Source organism: Agrobacterium sp. Azo12 (assembly GCF_029193765.2).
Lineage (GTDB): Bacteria > Pseudomonadota > Alphaproteobacteria > Rhizobiales > Rhizobiaceae > Agrobacterium.
Window position 1 is genome coordinate 581,615 of sequence record NZ_JARFYO020000001.1, and the last position, 18,017, is coordinate 599,631.

The window sequence follows — 18,017 nt, forward strand, 5'->3', positions numbered from 1 at the left end:
TCAGTCGCCATCAGAAAAAGAGAACCCGGAACTCAGACCGATAGCTCCGCCATACTGGTCGTTCAGTCGGTAGATGAAATCCCGGCCATTCAGCAGGAGGTAATCAACTTTGGCACGTTGTTCGTCATTGGCCAGTGCCTTTTCAACATCTGGATCGATCGTGCCAGCAACCCGCACCATCGATTTGGCGAGAAAGTCGATGGAACCGCTAATGGAGCGTTGGTCGGATGGCAAAAGGTCAGCCATGCCAGCTGTTTTCATCAGACTTTGAACGGCGGTGACGTTGTCGGCGATGCTTTTCCATGTCTGCCCTGAGCGCCAGTAGATAGCAGTGCGCGGAAATTTCACCTTTTCCGGACCCTTGTAGAAAGTCTCGATGCGCTGGTCACGAATGGTTTCCGAGCCATGCACCAGAATGCCCAGCAGAGCGACGATCGCTTCCCGCTCATCACGGAATACCGGATTCTCCTGACCCGGCTCCGTCCAGTTCTTGGCAGCACCATCCGGCTCGTCCCATACGGCCTGAAGGTCCCTGGCAACATTGGCAATGTTGCCAGCAACCGCAGCACCGTATCTGCAACGGAAGCCGGCTTTTTCCTGTTGCAACGCTTCGGAACCGGTGCCGTAAAGAACAAACTCCAGTGCGCCCAGACCCTGCGCGGCAACGCTTTTGCCCTTCAGCGTCTCCGCATTTGTGACGGTCTCGTCTTTTTCGGTCAGGTAACGCTGAACTTGCTTGAGACCGAGACCCTTGCGATCAGGGTAATACAGAATACGCTCAAATCGGTTCTGTTCAATGACCGGGCCAACACGGACGATTTCGATCGTCGACCATTTCTTGACTGTGTCGGCAAATGCAGCGGTAGCTGCACCCAGCGTTTCCTGTGACGGTGCCGCACACAACGCTTTCATGTTGCCTTCCAGCGAAGTCGCAGACACCGCAAGCGCTGCATAACCCGGTCTGATAAAACCATCGACAGCCTTCTTCATGATGACCCGCACCTTGGCAGGATCAAGCGGCGGCGGTGGAGAGAGCTCCACATCCTGCGCTTTGGCGTTAAACGCCGTCAGAACCAGCATGATTGGCAGAAGGCACAAGGTTTTTCGCATGACAGGTCGCATCAAAGGGACTCCAGAAACGCCAGCAAAGCCTGCCGGTCAGATTTTTGCAAGGCTGCAAATGCATCCCGTGCCGTCTGCGCTTCTCCGCCGTGCCAGAGAATGGCCTCGGTCAGGTCGCGCGCGCGCCCGTCATGCAGATAAAACGTGTTTCCATTGACGGTCTTTGTGAGGCCAATGCCCCACAAAGGCTGTGTGCGCCATTCCCGCCCGTTTGCCTCGCCCACCTGCTGCCCATCGGCCAAACCATCTCCCATATTGTGCAGCAGGAAGTCGGAATAGGGCCAGATAAGCTGGAAGGCCTGCAACGTGTCGGTGGCGTCACGGCGCGTGACATATTTCGGCGTGTGGCAGTTCGTACAGCCGGATGTGTAGAACATCTCCTTGCCGCGCAGAACCTGAGCGTCACTCACCTTGCGCCGTGCAGGGACGGCAAGATTTTCGGTATAAAAGGTCACAAGATCCATGACAGGGTCCGGCGCCTCGGTCGTGCCCAACCGGGGTTGAACCCCGGTCGGCAAGGTAAGACAGTCGGTCTGTGCGGGTGTGCAGTCACCATAGGCATTTGGTCTGTCCGGCGTGGAAATGCCGATGTCATGGGAGAATGCCGCTGCGCTCTGGTCACGTATATTAGCGCTTTGCGCTTTCCAGCCAAAACGGCCGAGTTTGAGCTCGCCCGTACTTTGGTCTCGCACCCAGGCAGGTTTACCGGAAATGCCGTTGCCATCCCGGTCTTCCGGGTCGGCCTTGGCCATAATATCGTCGTCGTGGATGGCTTCGATCAGCCCCAGACCAAGTGTTGGCTGCGCAATGCGTGCCGATAGCGTGGTGGAGGGATCAAGTGGACCATAGTTCAGCCCGTCAATGCGATAAGTCGGGTTGCGCAGTGTTATGACTTCACCGTCACCAAGTACAACCGGCATATCCTGATAGGTAACGGTTAGGCGTCCTTCGGATTTCAAGCCGGGAATGGCGAGGTTCTGTAATTGCCCGCCATAAATTGGATCGGGGAAATTCAGGACATCATGGCGAGCGATGGCGTCTCGTTCGGACTGGCTTGATGCTGTGCGGGCCAGCCGCAGAAACATCGAGACGGCGTCCTCTCCCTCGCGGGGCGGACGGCCGCGCCCGTCATTGACGTGGCAACTCTGGCACGAGCGGGCATTATAAAGCGGCCCCAGACCGTCTGACGCCTGTGTGGAGGAGGGGGAGGACACCCATAATTTCTGAAACAGCGCATTGCCCAGCTTGAAATCCTGCCGCCGCTCGAACGGCATATTGGCGGAAAAATGCGAAAAGGCGCCGCTATTTGGTTTTGCTCGGCTGGTGGTTGCCCCGGCAGACATTGCTTCAAAAGGTTCTGGCTTTGAAAAGTCCGCCGTCGGTGCCGTGACCACACTCACGCGGTTGCGGTCTTCGTCTGAAAGATCGCTGCGCAACACGGAGGTTTTGTCATCTGCTAGAGAAGGACGCAGCAGACTTGTTGCCGCCAACGCACATAGAAGCAACCGGGAGGGCCGGAAATGGGGCATGGGGGGACCGGGCCGCACGGGATATGTACGGCCCGCCTCATTCTTACTGGAAAACAGCGTTCGGGTTGTCGAGGCTGTCAGAGCCTTCCAACTCGATCTTGCCGAGGTCGAGGGCCGTGATCACGCGCTCGAGGCTCTTGGTCTGATCAACGAGACCGTCGATTGCTGCCTGAACAACGGCATTGCCTTCAGCGTTGCCTTCACCAATCATCTGGTCATAGGCTTCGCCGGCTTCAGCGCGCTTTTCCATGGCATGCATGGCGTCCAGCGTCTTGTTCAGCTTGCCCTTGACCTCTTCGTCCAGCGCCTTGTCCTTTTCCGCTACCAGTTCGGAAACGGAAGGACCGGTCACCTTGGTGCCGTCAACGCGGGTGTATTCACCGGTATAGGCCGAAGCGATGCCAATAGCGTCGTTCAGGTGCGAGGCATGGGTGTTGTCGGAGAAGCAATCATGCTCTTCTTCCGGATCGTGCAGCAAAAGACCAAGCTTCATGCGCTCACCTGCCAACTCACCATAGGAGAGCGAACCCATACCGGTCAGGATGGCAGTGATGCCTGCCGTGGGATCGGCTGTGACATTCTTGGTGGCTTCACCTTCCGGTGCCCAGGCGGTGACCATATCCTGCAGATCAGCAACCAGCAGCGTGGTTGCAGCCTTCAGGTAGGCCGCGCGGCGGTCGCAATTGCCGTTGGTGCAATTCTTGGTGTCGTAGTCGGTGTAAGGGCGGTTGCCTGCACCGGGTCCGGTGCCGTTCAGATCCTGTCCCCACAGCAGAAACTCAATGGCATGGTAACCAGTGGCGACGTTGGCCTCAACTTCACCGGCTTCATGCAGGCTCTGCAGAAGCTCTGGTGTGATGTTGGTAGCATCAACATCTTCGCCGCTGATTTTCAGCGTCTTGTTGGCGATGACATTGGCAACATAAAGCTCGTTTTCATCGCTTTCAGTGCCGTAGGATGCGTCGACGTAATCGATCAGGCCTTCGTCCAGCGGCCAGGCATTGACCTTGCCTTCCCACTCGTCAACGATCGGGTTGCCAAAACGATAGACTTCTGACTGCTGGTAAGGAACACGCGCCTTGATCCAAGCGACGCGGGCGGCTTTCAACGTATCTTCGCTTGGTGTCGCGATCAGCGCGTCTACAGCCTTTTCTAGTTCCTTCGCCGTGTTCAGCGAGTCTTCGAATTTGGCATGTGCGAGCTCCGCATAATGCTTGACGACAGCAGCCGGGTCGGTCGCTGCACGGGCAGGAATGGCGGTAAATGTGGCCGAGGCGGCCAGAAGCGCCAGGGTGGCGCCGATAATGGATTTGCGGATCATGGTCCCTCCTTTTGCGACGCTAATATCCTGCGCCGCGGGCAGCCGAGTTCTGAACCAATCACAAACCTGTGTCAAATTATCTAGTTTAGAACCTTTTCAAACAGAAGGGTCGAATTTGACACCCGTCATTTTGACGGGCGTCAAATGCTCGAGATCAGGCGGATTTCTGCATCGCGCAGAAAAAGAAGCCGTCCGTATCTGTTGAAGCAGGTGTCAATGTAATGGTGTCGCCATCGGACGAATGCGGGCGTTTGCCAGCCTTTCCAAACAGGCTGTCCCACTGTGGAAGTGCCGACTGAATGCTGAACTCCGGGTTCTCTGCGCAGAAATGCCGGACTTGGCGTTCGTTTTCCTGCGGCAGAACCGAGCAGGTTACATAAAGCAGGAAACCGCCGGGACGCACGAACGCCTTGGCCTGCTTCAGTGCATCGTTCTGCTGTTCAACACGCTCTTCAAGGTTACGGGTGGTCAGGCGCCATTTGGTGTCCGGGCGTCTGCGCCAGGTACCGGTGCCTGTGCAAGGCGCATCGACAAGCACACGATCAAATTTGCCAAGGAATGAATTAAGGCCCGCGGCGCGATCATGGACCTGCACGTTGCGGGTTCCGGCGCGTTTGAGACGCTCGATAATCGGCGCAAGCCGTTTCCGATCAGCGTCAAAGGCGTGAACCTGGCCCTTGTTGTTCATGGATGCGGACATGGCCAATGTCTTGCCGCCGCCGCCAGCGCAATAGTCGAGAACCTGTTCGCCCTCTTGTGCACCGGCCAGATCAGCAACGATCTGGGACCCTTCGTCCTGCACTTCGAACCAGCCTTTCTGGAAGGAAAGTTCGGCCGTGACATTTGGCAGACGCGATGGGCCTGTGCCCGCGGGAATTCGGATGCCCTGCCGTGCAATCAGCGTCTTTTCCGCCCCGGCGTCGTCCAACGCCTTCAGAACCTTTTCACGGGTGGCTTTCAAGGTGTTGGCACGCAGATCGAGCGTTGGACGCTCATTCAGCGATTGTGCCTGCTGCAGCCAGCTTTCACCAAACGCTTCCTCAAACGAAGCCTGCACCCAGTCAGGAATATCACCTTGAACATGCAGGGGGGCATCGGAAATGTTCCGCGATTGAAATGCATTGAGTGCACTGTCGGACAGCGCCTCTGGTGCAAACTTGTCGCCATCGAACTCGCCCCGCAATGCGTCTGCGGTCATGTTCCATTGGCGCAGCATCACACCGTAACCCAGCGCGGTTGCGCTATCGTCGTCCATCAGCCAGGCGTGGGAGAGTTTCATGCGCAGGGCATCGTAAACGATGTTGCCAATGGCTGCCCTGTCACCAGAACCTGCAAAACGATGTGCAAGTCCCCAATCCTTCAAGGCATCGGCCACAGGGCGCTTGCGCGTCTCGATATCGGCCAGTACCTCGATTGCCCCGGCTAAACGCCCGCCCAAACGCATATGCTACCTCTCAACTATGATCGTCTGGTTGGTAGCGGTGAATGGCGGCGAGAGCAAGGCTTTCACGTTGTTTACCCGATTTGCGGGTAAAGCCGTATTTATCAGGGCTTAGCTGATGATCTGGTAGCAAACTTTTGCAGTACCGGAGCTGACCATGCCGATATGCTGTGCGGCAGCCTTGGAAAGATCGAGAACACGACCCTTGATGAACGGTCCACGGTCGTTGATGCGAACGATCACAGCCTTGCCATTGCGGTTGTTGGTAACCTTGACCTTGGTGCCGAACCGAAGCGAGCGATGGGCCGCCGTCAGGTTGGATGGGTTCATGCGTTCACCGGAAGCAGTCTTCGAGGTTAGTGCGTACCAGGATGCCCCGCCGCAGCCGTTTGCTGCATTGGCTTGAAGTGGAGCAATAAACGAACAGCAAACTATAGTCGCAACGGCGATAGTCTTGTGGCCGATCTTCATCAAATTGTGCTTCCCTTTATCATCAGCGGGCGTCGGTTGATCTGTGCGGCGCTTAGAAAGGGCGAAAAATGGCAAAAAAGAGCCTTTTTCTAATCACGAAATATAAATGACTGTAATAATCATGATTTTATCGTGATGATTGAAAATGTTGAACTTTTTGAGAAAGGGTGAAAAATTTCTTTAGAATCAACAGCAAATTGAAAAGCAATTGCTACTAAATTTTAAGGCCTAACCGTTCACAAAACTGTTATGAAAAAATTTTCCAAGCCTGTGAATCTGGCACCCTAAATCCGGTTTAACCAAATCTTAATGTGGCGACTTCTTGATAAATTCATCCGCTAAACTGGCTTTGGATGAATTTTTCATGCCAAAACGGCCGCTGGATTCAGCGATCCGCTACCCTTGCCAGACCTTGTCGTTCCACATTTGCAATAACGACATCCGGTAATCCGGGTAGCGAAATTCAAAGCCCATCTTCTGGATACGACGATTGGAGACGCGTTTGTTTTCGCCATAGAAGGAACGGGCCATCGGGGAGAGTTCAGCGGTTTCGAAATCCTGTTCTGTAGGTGGCTCAAGCCCCATCAGTTGAGCAGCGTAGGCCACAACATCCTGCGGCGGGCAGGGCTCGCTATCAGTTACATTGAAGACGCCGTCAGCCTTCCGGGCAAAAAGGAAGGCACAGGCCGCACCGATGTCCTCCACCCGAATGCGATTGAAGACCTGATCCTTTTTGACCAGCCGACGTGCTGTTTCGTTTTCCAGGTTTCGAAATGCATTACGACCCGGACCGTAAATACCGGAAAGCCGCAAGATTGAGAGTGGCAGGCCGCAGGTTTTGGCCTGTGCCATCCATGCGTCCTCTGCCGTCACTCTTTGAACTGAGCGAACCGAGACCGGACGGCAAGCTGTGTCTTCGTCCACCCATTCTCCGCCGTGGTCGCCATAAACGCCAACTGTTGACAGATAGCCTACCCATTCCAGTTCCGGCATCAGGCTTTGCATCGGTACGTTGCCGATAAGGCGCAACAGCGGATCACCAGCGTCGTTCGGTCCGATGGATTGTACGAGGTGAGTTACACTTGAAAATGTGTCACGCAATGCGTCACTCAGCTCTTCACCGTTGAAAATAAAGGGCTTTATGCCGTTTTTTGCAAGCTGATCGGCCTTGTCGGCTGTGCGTGTTGTGCCTGAAATTTGCGAGACATGGGATTGAAGGTTGGTCGCTATCGCCTTGCCGGAATATCCGGCTCCCAAAATCATCGCATGCATTATAGTCTTATGCTCCTGCCAGTCGCCATTCTTCAAGCACGTCCGGATCATCTTCCGAACCGCGTGTTGCAGCGTAAGAGTGGAACGCCTGTTTGTCCATCAGTCGCGACAAGGCCCAGACGGCCATGCCACGCACATCAGGCGAGGGATCTTTCACGAGATTAAGACATTGGTCGATAAATGTGGGGTCACCGGAATTGCCAGCGGCAATCAGCACATTGCGAATAAAACGGTTGCGACCGACACGTTTGACCGGAGACCCACTAAAGAAAGTGCGAAAGGTCGGATCATCCAGCGTCAGCAAAAAGGCGATCGATGGTTCGTTCAGGTCGTCACGCGCCTTCAGCTTCATTTCTGATGCACTTTGCGCAAACTTGTTCCACGGACAGGCCGCAAGACAGTCATCGCAGCCATAGATACGGTTGCCGATCAGTGGACGGAAATGTGGGTCGATGATGCCCTTGTGCTCAATCGTCAGGTAGGAGATGCAGCGGCGGGCATCCAGCTTGTAGGGAGCTGGAAAGGCGTCGGTCGGGCAGGCATCGACGCAGGAACTGCAAGACCCGCAGTGATCACGCTCCGGCGCGTCAAAATCCAGTTCGGCCGTGGTGAACAGGCTGCCCAGAAACAACCAGGAACCATGCGTGCGGCTGACGATATTGGTGTGTTTGCCCTGCCAGCCGACACCGGCTGCCATCGCCAGCGGCTTTTCCATGACGGGTGCGGTGTCGACAAACACCTTCACATCTTCACCAGCACGGGCAGCAAAGCGCGTTGCGACCTCTTTGAGCCGGCCCTTGATAAGGTCGTGATAGTCACGGTTGCGAGCGTAAACGGAAATTGCAGCCTTGTCCGGTTTGTCCAGCAGGGAGCGCGGGTCTTCGTCCGGGCCATAATTCATGCCGAACATGACGATGGAGCGCACACTTTCCCAGAGGACACGCGGGTCGGCACGTCGTTCTTCCGTCTCCGCCATCCAGCTCATGGTGCCGTGGTAATCGGCCTCCAGAAAATCTCTGAGCCGTGCTGGCGCCTGCGGAATGCTGTCAGGGGCGGTGATACGACAGAGATCGAACCCGGCCGCTGCTGCCTCCGAGCGCACAAAAGCCGTCAGCTTCGCGCGGCGTTGGCTGTCGCGGTCATTTAAGGGCGCTGTTTGTGTCACCGGGTCAGAAATCGAGGTCCGCATAGTGTGAAGAAGGTGCAAGGCCACGGATCCGTTCCCCGAGCATCGGGCGGAAGGACGGCCGGGACTTCAGCCTTTGATACCATTCCTTGGTAATGGGGGATTCGAGCCAGTCGATCTCTCCCAGATAATCCAGCACGGAAACACCGGCTGCAGCAGCAAGGTCGGCATAACTCAGACGATCACCGGCAAGCCAGGTCCGTGAGCCGGACAGCCACTCGAGATAACGCATATGCTGGCGAATATTGGCGCGCGCTGTGCGCAGCAGTTTGGAATCGGGGGCGCCACCGCCCTGTGCAGCGGTCATCTGCAATTTGTAGACACGTTCCCGCACAAGGGGGCGGGTGACGTCATTTTCCATCTTTTGCAGGAACCATTCGGTCAAGCGGCGAATTTCGGCGCGTTGGAACGGATCTTCGGCCAGCAGACGACGATCTCTTTTCAGCACACCGTGGGTTTCGTCCAGAAACTCGGCAAGCACATTCGGGCCGCAAAGTGCTCTCATATTATCATCAACATACACCGGCAACGTGCCGGCCGGGTTGAGCGCCAGAAATTCCCTACGCTTCTCCCACGGCTGCTCCTCCACCAAATCGCACTGAAAGCCGTATTCTGACAGAATAAGACGTACAAACCGGGATGCAGTAGACATCGGTGAATGATAAAGAGTAGGCATTGATGCTCGAATTTAGAGATTGGTGATTTGTGAAAAGCTCGTGCTGCAGTGCTGCAAATATGCGCCTGTGGCAAAAGCTATAAGAGCTTAGCTATTTCAAAACAAGTTTAAACCCAAGAGACCATCATCCACATTCTCCCCGGCATATAAAAGGATTGCACATGGCGGACCAATCGATCATCAGCGCATTGCTGCTTGGTATCATAGAAGGCTTGACGGAGTTTATTCCGGTTTCGTCTACCGCACATGTGCTGCTTGCCGGACATTTCCTCGGTTTCAAGTCTCCTGGCAATACATTCGCAGTTTTGATCCAGCTCGGCGCGATCCTGGCCATCCTGCTGGTTTATTTCCAAAAACTGCTGTCGATTGCCATGGCTCTGCCGACAAGTGCCAAGGCTCGCCGCTTTGTTCTGGCGGTCCTGCTGGCTTTTCTGCCAGCTGCCATCATCGGTGCCTTTGCTCATGATTTCATCAAGCAAGTGCTATTTGAAACGCCGATGCTGATCTGTGTCGTGCTGATCATCGGCGGCGTTATCCTGCTGGCCGTTGATCGCATGACGCTGACGCCGAAATATACCGACGTCATGGACTACCCGCCGTCATTGGCCCTCAAGATCGGTTTCTTCCAGTGCCTGGCGATGATTCCCGGAACGTCGCGTTCCGGTGCCACCATCGTTGGTTCGTTGTTGATGGGGACTGACAAGCGCTCTGCGGCAGAATTTTCATTCTTCCTGGCCATGCCGACCATGCTCGGCGCCTTCACACTTGATCTCTACAAGAACCGCGACGCACTGAGCTTCGATGATGGTGCGCTTATCGCCGTTGGCTTTATCGCGGCCTTCGTGTCCGGTCTTTTTGTGGTGCGTTCGCTGCTCGATTTCGTGTCGAAGCGTGGTTTCGCCGTCTTCGCCTGGTGGCGCATACTGATCGGCACCATAGGTCTGATAGCTCTTCTGACGGTCGGCTAAATTTTGAGAACAAAACCAAGCTGGATGTGAAGACCATGTCTGGCCCGGTGGATACCAGAAATGCAAAAGCCTTTCCTGTTTCATTAAAACGGGAAAGGCTCAAAATGGCGTCAACGATGAAAATACCGCGCCGTTCGTCAAACCTGATAATCAGATGTGATTTAGTGGATTGCACCGGTTGCGCAGGGATCCACACCGTAAGCCGGGGCGCATTCACTCTTTCCGGCGGCCACAGTACCCGGCGCCATGAAAGAACCTGCCAGAACTACCAATGCCGCACACGCAAAAAACAGTGCGATAGACCTGCCCATTATATATGCCTTTCAAATGATATTGCCCACATGACGGGTCGTCCATCTTGGGGATGCGAGGCTGGGGTATATGTGTCCCACCGCCCATTATCAATAGTACAGCTTGCTGAATGCTCGGTTAATGCAAAGTCTTATTCAGCGTTGCGCTTGTGCCACGCTTTCGTATCTGACGATTGTTGGCCCAAACGAAAATCGCCCGGAAATGGTTCCCGGGCGATTGTCGATGTTTTAAAATTTTGAGCCTTGCTCTCAGGCGGCTTTTCCAGTCTTGGCGAACTGGCCGTGGGCGCGGTAATGCACCATGTATGTCGGCAAAACGGACGAGACGCGAACAGGGGTAATGCCCATGGCAGCAAGTGTCAGGCCATTCTTCTCCGCGCTTTCGGAAACAACATTGTCCTTCTTCAACAGCGTAACCTGATCAGCAGTAAGAGCCGGCTTGATCAGTGGAACCATCGAGGAAATCTTGCCGATCAGCGAAGCGATCGGGAATGGCAGTGATACGAACGGACGCTCACGATAGGTGGCAGCCAGAACTGCCTCAAGACAGTCACGGAATGTCATGACTTCCTGACCGCCGAGTTCGTAGATTGCGCCAGGCTTCAAGGCGCCATCAACGGACTTTGCAACAGCCTCCGCAACATCTTCAACATACACAGGCTGGAACTTCGTCTTGCCGCCGCCAATCAACGGCAGGAACGGCATGGTCTGCGCCATGCGGGCAAACTTGTTGAAGAATTCGTCTTCATTGCCGAATACGACGGAAGGACGCAGGATAACCGCGTCTGGCAGAATGCTCTGTACGGCAGCTTCCGCACGACCCTTGGTGCGGGCATAGGACGATGCAGAGTTGGCGTCGGCACCAATTGCCGAGAGATGGGTCAGCTTCGCACCGGCGGCGCGGCTGGCTTCGGCAATTGCGCGACCACCAAATTCCTGCACAGCGTCAAATGTGTTGCGGCCGCTTTCAAGCAGCAGGCCAACACAGTTGACCACGTAATCGGCATCCTCGACAGCCTTGTCGATCGATTGGCGGTAACGAAGATTGGCCTGAGCGAAGGAAATCTGGCCAACATTGCCGAGTGGTTGCAAGAAGCCGGCAAGATCAGGACGGCGGACAGCAACGCGAATGCGGTAACCGCGCTTTGCCAGCGTCCGGACTACATGACGCCCGATAAAGCCCGAACCGCCGAACACGGTGACGAGAGGGGGAAGGTTTGCCAAGGTCATGACAGGCTCCTGCGAACGGAATTACTGAGGTTTTAATGGTCTCTTAGCTGAAAGCGGGCAGCAGGTGAAGAGAGAACAGCATCAAGGATTACCCTTTGATGAACGGTTCTCCATTCACACTTGTTTTGCGTCAAATTCCCTCGACAACAACCAACTCTGCATCGGAAACTGCCTGGCGAATTTTCAGGGCTTCTTGGTACTCAGGCGAGTTGAAACAATCGACGGCCGCCTGTCTCGAAGGGAATTCGATTACCACGTTACGCTGGCGTGCTTTGCCTTCAAGTTCGCTAAACTCACCTCCACGGGCCAGAAACACTGCGCCGAACCGCTCAAAGGCAGGTTTGGCGGTCGAAACATAGTCCTTGTAACGGTCGGTGTCGTGTACATCGATGCGGGCAATCCAATAAGCCTTGGCCATCAGTTCAACTCCTTTAAAGTGCAGTCTGCATTTCAGCGAGAATAGCGCGTGCAGCGGCTTTCGGATCAGCAGCTTTGACGATCGGGCGAGCAACCACAAGATGGCTCGAACCGGCGCGGATGGCATCAAGAGGTGTCATCACACGTTTCTGATCTCCGTGATCGGCACCTGCCGGGCGAATGCCCGGGGTAACGACGGCCATATCTGGTCCAAGAACCTCGCGAACGGCGCTTGATTCTTCGGCAGAGCAGACAATGCCGCCCATGCCAGCTTCGCGGGCCTGTTTGGCGCGCAGCAGAACAAGTGAGCGGGCGTCGCCACTGTAGCCGGCTTCGATGAGGTCGTCATTGTCCATGGAGGTCAACACGGTAACACCCAGCAGGCAGAGGTCGGAGCCCTGTGCAGCCTTGACGGCAGCCCGCATGGCCTTGGGGTAGGCGTGAAGCGTCAGCATGGAAACGCCCATCTTGGCAATGTTCTCGACGCCTGATGCAACCGTGTTGTCGATATCCAGCAACTTCATATCGAGGAAAACCTTCTTGCCGCTCTGGACGAGATCACGGGCAAATTCAAGCCCGCCAGCAAAGGCCAGCTGATAACCTACCTTGTAGAACAGAACGTCATCACCAAGCTGGCTGACGATTGTTTCGGCTTCTTTTACTGTCGGAATATCAAGTCCGACGATCAGGCGATCGCGTGCGGTCATCTCGGCTCCCCGTTCGTTGAAAGCATTCCGCGCAAAGACGCGCGGCGCTGCGTTGCACCGGTGTGATGAAACACAATATGCTTTGGTCGCGTCCAAGTCGCATGAGATGGGCTGTTCCGCAAGAAAAAACGGACCCCACAAATGGTGAGAGCCTTTTCATGTTCACTGAAAAGGCTCTTGGCGAAGTCTGCTGGTTCAGCTGCGGGTGTAACACCACAACTGTGCCGGCGGAATGTTGCGGACAATGAAGTCGAAATGCCGAATATGGTAGCGCGATGGCTGCGCAATGATCGGCGAAACCGGGCCATAGGAAATCTGGATGACAGGACGGCCAACCGGAACGCGGTCCAGCAGCTGTTCCAGAAGGTTGGTGCGGGCCGACATCGGGAAGTTCAGCAGTGGCACAGCGGAAATGACGCTGTCAAAAATCTGGTCTTTCTGTTCGCCAAGCGTCTTTTCCAGATCAAACGCGTCGCCATTGATAAAATTAACGCCGGGGTAATGACGCAGAAGCTGGTTATAGAAATCGGTCGAAAACTCGATTGCTGTCAGGTTTTCCGGTTTGATGCCACGGGCCAGAATGGCCTTGGTGATAACGCCGGTGCCTGGGCCAAGCTCAAGAACGGGAAGGCCTGACTGCGGAGTGATGACGCTTGCCATCTTGCGTGCGGTGACGGAGGAGGTTGGAACGATTGCGCCAACAGCCTTTGGCTGGCTGACCATTCCCTTGAAGAAGCGAATTTCCTCTTCAAATTTTCTCCCAAAACGTTCCTTTAGGCTTAAACCCATCTGTTCCCTCTCCGTTTGACGGCGACAGTCATTGTCTGCGGTTATGTTGCGCTCGTTTGCCGCAAAAACAAGGCAAAATGTCGCAATTGGGTTCTTTGCAGATATTTTCTTTCTGCAGCTTATCGTGCCGAAGAACGCCACGGTGTTTTGATAACGACAGGCGATAACCTGATGGCCTGACGCTCAAGGCTTCTATTGCAATGCGTCTGGACGCTTTAAATCACATTGAATGAAAAACGCCGAAGGGGTGACCCTCCGGCGTTTCAACAGATATGACTATATGTTGAGCCGGCTGTGTTACACGCGCATCGGCATCAGGACGTAAAGAGCATCATCGGCGGCAGTGTCGCGCACCAGCGTCGGCGATCCCGCGTCGGCCAGCAGGAAAATAGCGTCGTCGCCTGAAAGCTGCGAGGTGATATCCAGCAGGTACTTTGCGTTGAAGCCGATTTCCATCGAGTCGTTGTCGTAGTCGATCGCGACTTCTTCAGTCGCGCTGCCGGAATCGGGGTTATTGACGGTAAGCGTCAACTGACCACTGGTGATTGCCAGCTTCACCGCACGACCACGCTCGGAAGAAATGGTCGATACGCGGTCAACTGCCTGGGCAAAGCTCTGGCAGGCAACGCGCATTTCCTTGTCGTTACCGGTCGGGATGACGCGCTGGTAATCCGGGAAAGTGCCGTCGATCAGCTTGGATGTCATGACAATCGAACCGATGGTCAGACGAATCTTGGCGTCGGACACTTCCACCGTCACGATCAGTTCAGGGTTATCGACCAGCTTTTGCAACTCACCCACGGTCTTGCGTGGAATGATGATGCCCGGCATGCCTTCGGAGCCGGATGGTGCCTCGACATCGGCGCGTGCCAGACGGTGGCCATCGGTTGCGACAGCGCGCAGCTTGAGGTCGTTGTCGCTTTCAATCGTGTGGAAGAAAATTCCGTTCAGGTAATAACGGGTTTCTTCCGTTGAGATGGCGAACTGGGTGCGATCGATCAGCATTTTCAGATCGCTCGCCTTAAGCTTGAATGTATGGCTGAACGTGCCAGCTGTCAGATCAGGAAAGTCTGTCTCCGGCAGGCACTGCAGTGAAAACTTCGAACGGCCGGAGGTAACCGTCATGGAGGAACCGTCCGGATTGGTTGCCAACAGAACCTCGGAACCGTCAGGCAGCTTGCGCACGATTTCGTATAGCAGATGCGCTGGTACGGTTGTTGCGCCGGCCTGCTCGACCATCGCCGGTGTTGCTTCTGTTATCTCGAGGTCAAGGTCAGTTGCCTTCATGTCGAGGCTCGCACCGGAGGCGCGCAGCAATACGTTCGACAGGATCGGAATCGTATTCCGGCGCTCCACCACCCTGTGGACGTGGTTTAGCGATTTCAGAAGGTTGGAACGCTCAAGAGTAATACGCATGGACACTACCGCTTTCGACCGCGCGAACCGGAAACCCGGATCGACAATTGTATGCATGTCTGGCTGAACCAGAAACTGTGGGACGGGCAAAATGGCAGAGATATACCGAAAAATGCAAGAGGCGAATGCGCACGGCGCGCTCCATTTTGGTGCTATACAACATGATCCACAGCCAAAAACACCTTGGTGCCCTTGTTCAGACATCGTCTCTTTACCATAAAGGCAGGAAAGATGCGGATAATGATCGGAAATAAGAGTGACGGAAAATGAAACGAGCGGCACGTCATCAGGTGGCGTGAAGGGATATCTGGTTGGTGGCGTGACAGTGCCGGCCCGCCCGCTGGATGTGGCGCTTTATCTTGTCGCCACCCCGATCGGCAATCTCGGTGATATCACCCTGCGTGCTCTCGAGACCCTAGCCTCGGTCGATGTACTGGCTTGCGAGGATACCCGCGTCACCCGCATCCTGCTGGACCGTTACGGCATTCGCAACCGGCCGTTTTCTTATCATGAGCACAATGCCAATGAAGCGGGGCCAAAATTGCTGGCAGCGCTCGAAGCCGGAAAATCCGTCGCTCTGGTTTCCGATGCAGGCACACCGTTGGTCTCCGACCCCGGTTATCGTCTCGGTCAATTGGCGCTCGAAGCCGGTTACCGCGTGGTTCCCATCCCCGGTGCGTCCGCGCCACTTGCCGCACTTGTTGGTTCGGGCATGCCAAGCGACGCGTTTATGTTTGCAGGCTTTCTGCCGGTCAAGGACCGCGGCAAACGCGATCGTTTGTCGGAACTGGCCAAAACGCCGGCAACATTGATCTTTTTTGAATCGCCCCATCGTATTTGCGCGACCATCAAGGTTGCGTCAGAAGTTCTCGGTGTAAACCGTCGCGCCGTTGTGTGCCGTGAACTGACCAAGACCTTTGAGGAGTTTCGTCGCGGCACCCTTGGCGAATTGACCGAGTGGTACAATGAGGATCGTGTGGTCAAGGGCGAGATCGTGCTGTTGATCGAGCCTCCGTCCTTTGACGAAGTGCCTGACATTGAGGACGTAGAGGATCTGTTGAAGGATCTGGCCTCCACCATGCCGACCGCAAAGGCTGCGGCCGAAGCGTCAAGGCTTACCGGCCTGCCACGCAAGGAGCTTTATCAGCGATTGCTCGACATGAAGAATGCCAATGGCGGTTGAAGGCCGGCTAAAGAAACGAAAAAGGGCGCACCGGCGCGGCCATCTCGCGGAATATCTCGCCGCCCTTTACCTTGTCCTCAAGGGGTACCGCATTCTGGCGCTGCGTTATCGCACGCCGCTCGGTGAAATCGATATCATCGCCCGCAAGGGTGAACTGGTGGCGATGGTTGAGGTCAAGGCGCGTAAAGCCGAAACGACGGCTGTGGATGCGGTCAGTTTTGAATCGCAACGACGTATCCGCGCGGCCGCCGATGTCTGGCTCGCCCGCATGCGCGGCACAGGCCACCTGTCGCTGCGGTTTGATATTGTCGCCATCCTGCCATGGTCATGGCCCCGGCATTTCCGCGACGCTTTCTAAAGGCGTTTCAGCCATCGGGAAGGGTTGGCGTCGCGCCTATGGCTGGGGCGGGAGTGGCGAACTCAGCTTCTGCTTTTTGTTCGGCGTGCATCAATTGACAGCGGTCCAGCAATATTTGCGTCTGCGGAGTGATTTATCGGCATAGCGGCGTGCTCTAATAAAGACGTGCAATCAGCATCATGCACAACTGTAACAAATCTGACATGTAACTGTTAAAGTGGCGTCATGGAACGTCACTATTCGCATGCTCACCCCAATCAACTGGTGGAGAGGATCGAGTAATGCTCAAAAAGATTTCCATGGCCGCACTGGCCATCAGCGTTTCGGCAACGTCTTCCATGGCGGCAACCAACATCACTTGGTGGCACGGCATGGGTGGTCGTAACGGCGAAGTCATCAACGAGATTTCGCAGAAGTTCAACGCATCGCAGGCCGAATGTGCGCTGACCCCGGTTTCCAAGGGCACATATGAAGAAGCTCTCGCCAGCGGTATCGCAGCATTCCGTTCGGGCGAACAGCCAAACATCCTTCAGGTTTTTGATGCTGGCGCCGCCACCATCATCAACGCCAAGGGCGCAGTTATTCCTGCTGAAGACCTGATCAACAACGCCGGTTACAAGTTCGACCGCGAAGCCTTCATCCAGGGCGTACGTCATTTCTACGCGGATTCCGAAGGCAAGTTTGTCGGCATGCCGTTCAACTCTTCCGCGCCGATCATGTACATCAACACCGAAGCCTTCAAAAAGGCTGGCGTTGAAGTGCCAAAGACCTGGGAAGAATTCGAAACTATTGCACCGAAGCTGAAAGAAGCCGGTTACACCGCGCTGACCGCCTCGCAGCTGACCTGGCAGTTCACCGAAAACTTCTTCTCGCGTCATAACCTGCAGTTCGCAACCAACAACAATGGTTACGACAGCGTTGTTGACACCAAGATGAACCTCACCGACCCGAACCTGATCAACATGTTCGAGAAGCTGAAGTCCTGGGCTGACAACGGTTACTACGCCTATTACGGCGCTGGCTGGGCCGACAACCAGAAGCCTTTCGAAGAGGGCAAGGTTGCTATGTGGATCGGTTCTTCCGGTTCGTTCGGTGGTCTGCAGAAGACTGCAACCATGCCTTTCTCGGCTGATTTCCTGCCTTACTGGAAGTCGGTTGAAGGCGCTGGCACCAACACCTTCATCGGTGGTGCAGCCCTGTTTGCGATGGCTGGCAAGCCTGAAGCAGAAAACAAGTGCTCTGCTGACTTCTTCCAGTTCCTGACATCGCCGGAAATCCAGAAGTTCTACCATGAAGCAACCGGTTATGTTGCCATCACCAATGCTGCTTACGAGCTGACGAAGTCTGAAGGCTACTACGAAAAGCAGCCTGTTGCTGAAGTTGGTATCAAGCAGCTGATGCTCAAGGGTGGCGACTGGTCCAAGGGTTACCGTCTCGGTTTCTACCCACAGATCCGTTCGATCATGGAACGCGAATACAACCGTATTTTCGCTGGCGAAACGACTGTGAAGCAGGCGTTTGAAACCATCGAAAAGGAAGGCAACGAGCTTCTCGCACGTTTCGCCAAGACGGCTGGCTGATATCAGCGAACCCCGATAGTCGAATGTAAACTGGGCCTCC

17 protein-coding genes are annotated in these 18,017 nt (G+C 55.2%); 4 read left to right on the top strand and 13 right to left on the bottom strand.

Features of this window, described 5'->3' with window-relative positions; translation table 11 throughout:
* The 8 genes from PYL13_RS02580 to PYL13_RS02615 form a co-directional block, all read right to left on the bottom strand.
* Complete coding sequence (locus PYL13_RS02580) at positions 1 to 1,122, bottom strand: imelysin family protein (protein WP_275640415.1); 1,122 nt, start codon at positions 1,120 to 1,122, stop codon at positions 1 to 3.
* Positions 1,122 to 2,651: a di-heme oxidoreductase family protein gene (locus PYL13_RS02585; RefSeq protein ID WP_275640416.1), complete on the bottom strand. Its 1,530-nt coding sequence runs from the start codon at positions 2,649 to 2,651 to the stop codon at positions 1,122 to 1,124. The genes PYL13_RS02580 and PYL13_RS02585 overlap by 1 nt, the downstream gene beginning before the upstream one ends.
* A 43-nt stretch (positions 2,652 to 2,694) precedes the next feature.
* Entirely contained in the window at positions 2,695 to 3,972 is a 1,278-nt protein-coding gene (locus PYL13_RS02590; RefSeq protein ID WP_275640417.1) for an imelysin family protein, read from the bottom strand.
* A gap of 154 nt (positions 3,973 to 4,126) precedes the next feature.
* The gene (locus tag PYL13_RS02595; RefSeq protein ID WP_275640418.1) at positions 4,127 to 5,416 is read right to left on the bottom strand and encodes an RsmB/NOP family class I SAM-dependent RNA methyltransferase; all 1,290 of its coding nucleotides are present in this window, start codon (positions 5,414 to 5,416) and stop codon (positions 4,127 to 4,129) included.
* A gap of 108 nt (positions 5,417 to 5,524) precedes the next feature.
* Positions 5,525 to 5,884, bottom strand: coding sequence for a septal ring lytic transglycosylase RlpA family protein (locus PYL13_RS02600; RefSeq protein WP_192487804.1), 360 nt, complete (start codon positions 5,882 to 5,884; stop codon positions 5,525 to 5,527).
* 396 nt (positions 5,885 to 6,280) lie between these two features.
* On the bottom strand, positions 6,281 to 7,156 hold the full coding sequence (locus PYL13_RS02605) for an SDR family oxidoreductase (RefSeq protein WP_275640419.1): 876 nt from the start codon (positions 7,154 to 7,156) through the stop codon (positions 6,281 to 6,283).
* 7 nt (positions 7,157 to 7,163) lie between these two features.
* Entirely contained in the window at positions 7,164 to 8,345 is a 1,182-nt protein-coding gene (queG, locus tag PYL13_RS02610) for a tRNA epoxyqueuosine(34) reductase QueG (RefSeq protein WP_275641357.1), read from the bottom strand.
* Complete coding sequence (locus PYL13_RS02615) at positions 8,326 to 9,018, bottom strand: glutathione S-transferase family protein (RefSeq protein ID WP_192486735.1); 693 nt, start codon at positions 9,016 to 9,018, stop codon at positions 8,326 to 8,328. Before PYL13_RS02615 ends, queG begins: the two co-directional genes overlap by 20 nt.
* A 161-nt stretch (positions 9,019 to 9,179) precedes the next feature.
* Here PYL13_RS02615 and PYL13_RS02620 point away from each other — a divergent pair, with 161 nt between their 5' ends.
* Positions 9,180 to 9,986 (top strand): undecaprenyl-diphosphate phosphatase, encoded by an 807-nt coding sequence (locus tag PYL13_RS02620; protein WP_259147819.1) that lies wholly within the window; start codon positions 9,180 to 9,182, stop codon positions 9,984 to 9,986.
* A 560-nt stretch (positions 9,987 to 10,546) separates the two neighbouring features.
* Here PYL13_RS02620 and PYL13_RS02625 read toward each other — a convergent pair.
* From PYL13_RS02625 to dnaN, 5 genes are all read right to left on the bottom strand, one after another.
* On the bottom strand, positions 10,547 to 11,527 hold the full coding sequence (locus PYL13_RS02625) for a complex I NDUFA9 subunit family protein (protein WP_275640420.1): 981 nt from the start codon (positions 11,525 to 11,527) through the stop codon (positions 10,547 to 10,549).
* Between the two features lie 130 nt (positions 11,528 to 11,657).
* Positions 11,658 to 11,945 (bottom strand): DUF1330 domain-containing protein, encoded by a 288-nt coding sequence (locus PYL13_RS02630; RefSeq protein ID WP_250983370.1) that lies wholly within the window; start codon positions 11,943 to 11,945, stop codon positions 11,658 to 11,660.
* Positions 11,946 to 11,958: 13 nt separating this feature from the next.
* Positions 11,959 to 12,651, bottom strand: a complete 693-nt coding sequence (pyrF, locus tag PYL13_RS02635) for an orotidine-5'-phosphate decarboxylase (RefSeq protein ID WP_250983371.1) — start codon at positions 12,649 to 12,651, stop codon at positions 11,959 to 11,961.
* 195 nt (positions 12,652 to 12,846) lie between these two features.
* The gene (pmtA, locus tag PYL13_RS02640) at positions 12,847 to 13,440 is read right to left on the bottom strand and encodes a phospholipid N-methyltransferase PmtA (protein WP_275640421.1); all 594 of its coding nucleotides are present in this window, start codon (positions 13,438 to 13,440) and stop codon (positions 12,847 to 12,849) included.
* Positions 13,441 to 13,737: 297 nt separating this feature from the next.
* Entirely contained in the window at positions 13,738 to 14,856 is a 1,119-nt protein-coding gene (gene dnaN, locus PYL13_RS02645) for a DNA polymerase III subunit beta (RefSeq protein WP_192486741.1), read from the bottom strand.
* 295 nt (positions 14,857 to 15,151) lie between these two features.
* Here dnaN and rsmI point away from each other — a divergent pair, with 295 nt between their 5' ends.
* From rsmI to PYL13_RS02660, 3 genes are all read left to right on the top strand, one after another.
* Positions 15,152 to 16,039 (top strand): 16S rRNA (cytidine(1402)-2'-O)-methyltransferase, encoded by an 888-nt coding sequence (rsmI, locus tag PYL13_RS02650; protein ID WP_250983691.1) that lies wholly within the window; start codon positions 15,152 to 15,154, stop codon positions 16,037 to 16,039.
* The gene (locus PYL13_RS02655; RefSeq protein WP_275640422.1) at positions 16,029 to 16,397 is read left to right on the top strand and encodes a YraN family protein; all 369 of its coding nucleotides are present in this window, start codon (positions 16,029 to 16,031) and stop codon (positions 16,395 to 16,397) included. The genes rsmI and PYL13_RS02655 overlap by 11 nt, the downstream gene beginning before the upstream one ends.
* Positions 16,398 to 16,678: 281 nt before the next feature.
* Positions 16,679 to 17,977 (top strand): extracellular solute-binding protein, encoded by a 1,299-nt coding sequence (locus PYL13_RS02660; protein ID WP_275640423.1) that lies wholly within the window; start codon positions 16,679 to 16,681, stop codon positions 17,975 to 17,977.
* Positions 17,978 to 18,017 lie beyond the last annotated feature (40 nt).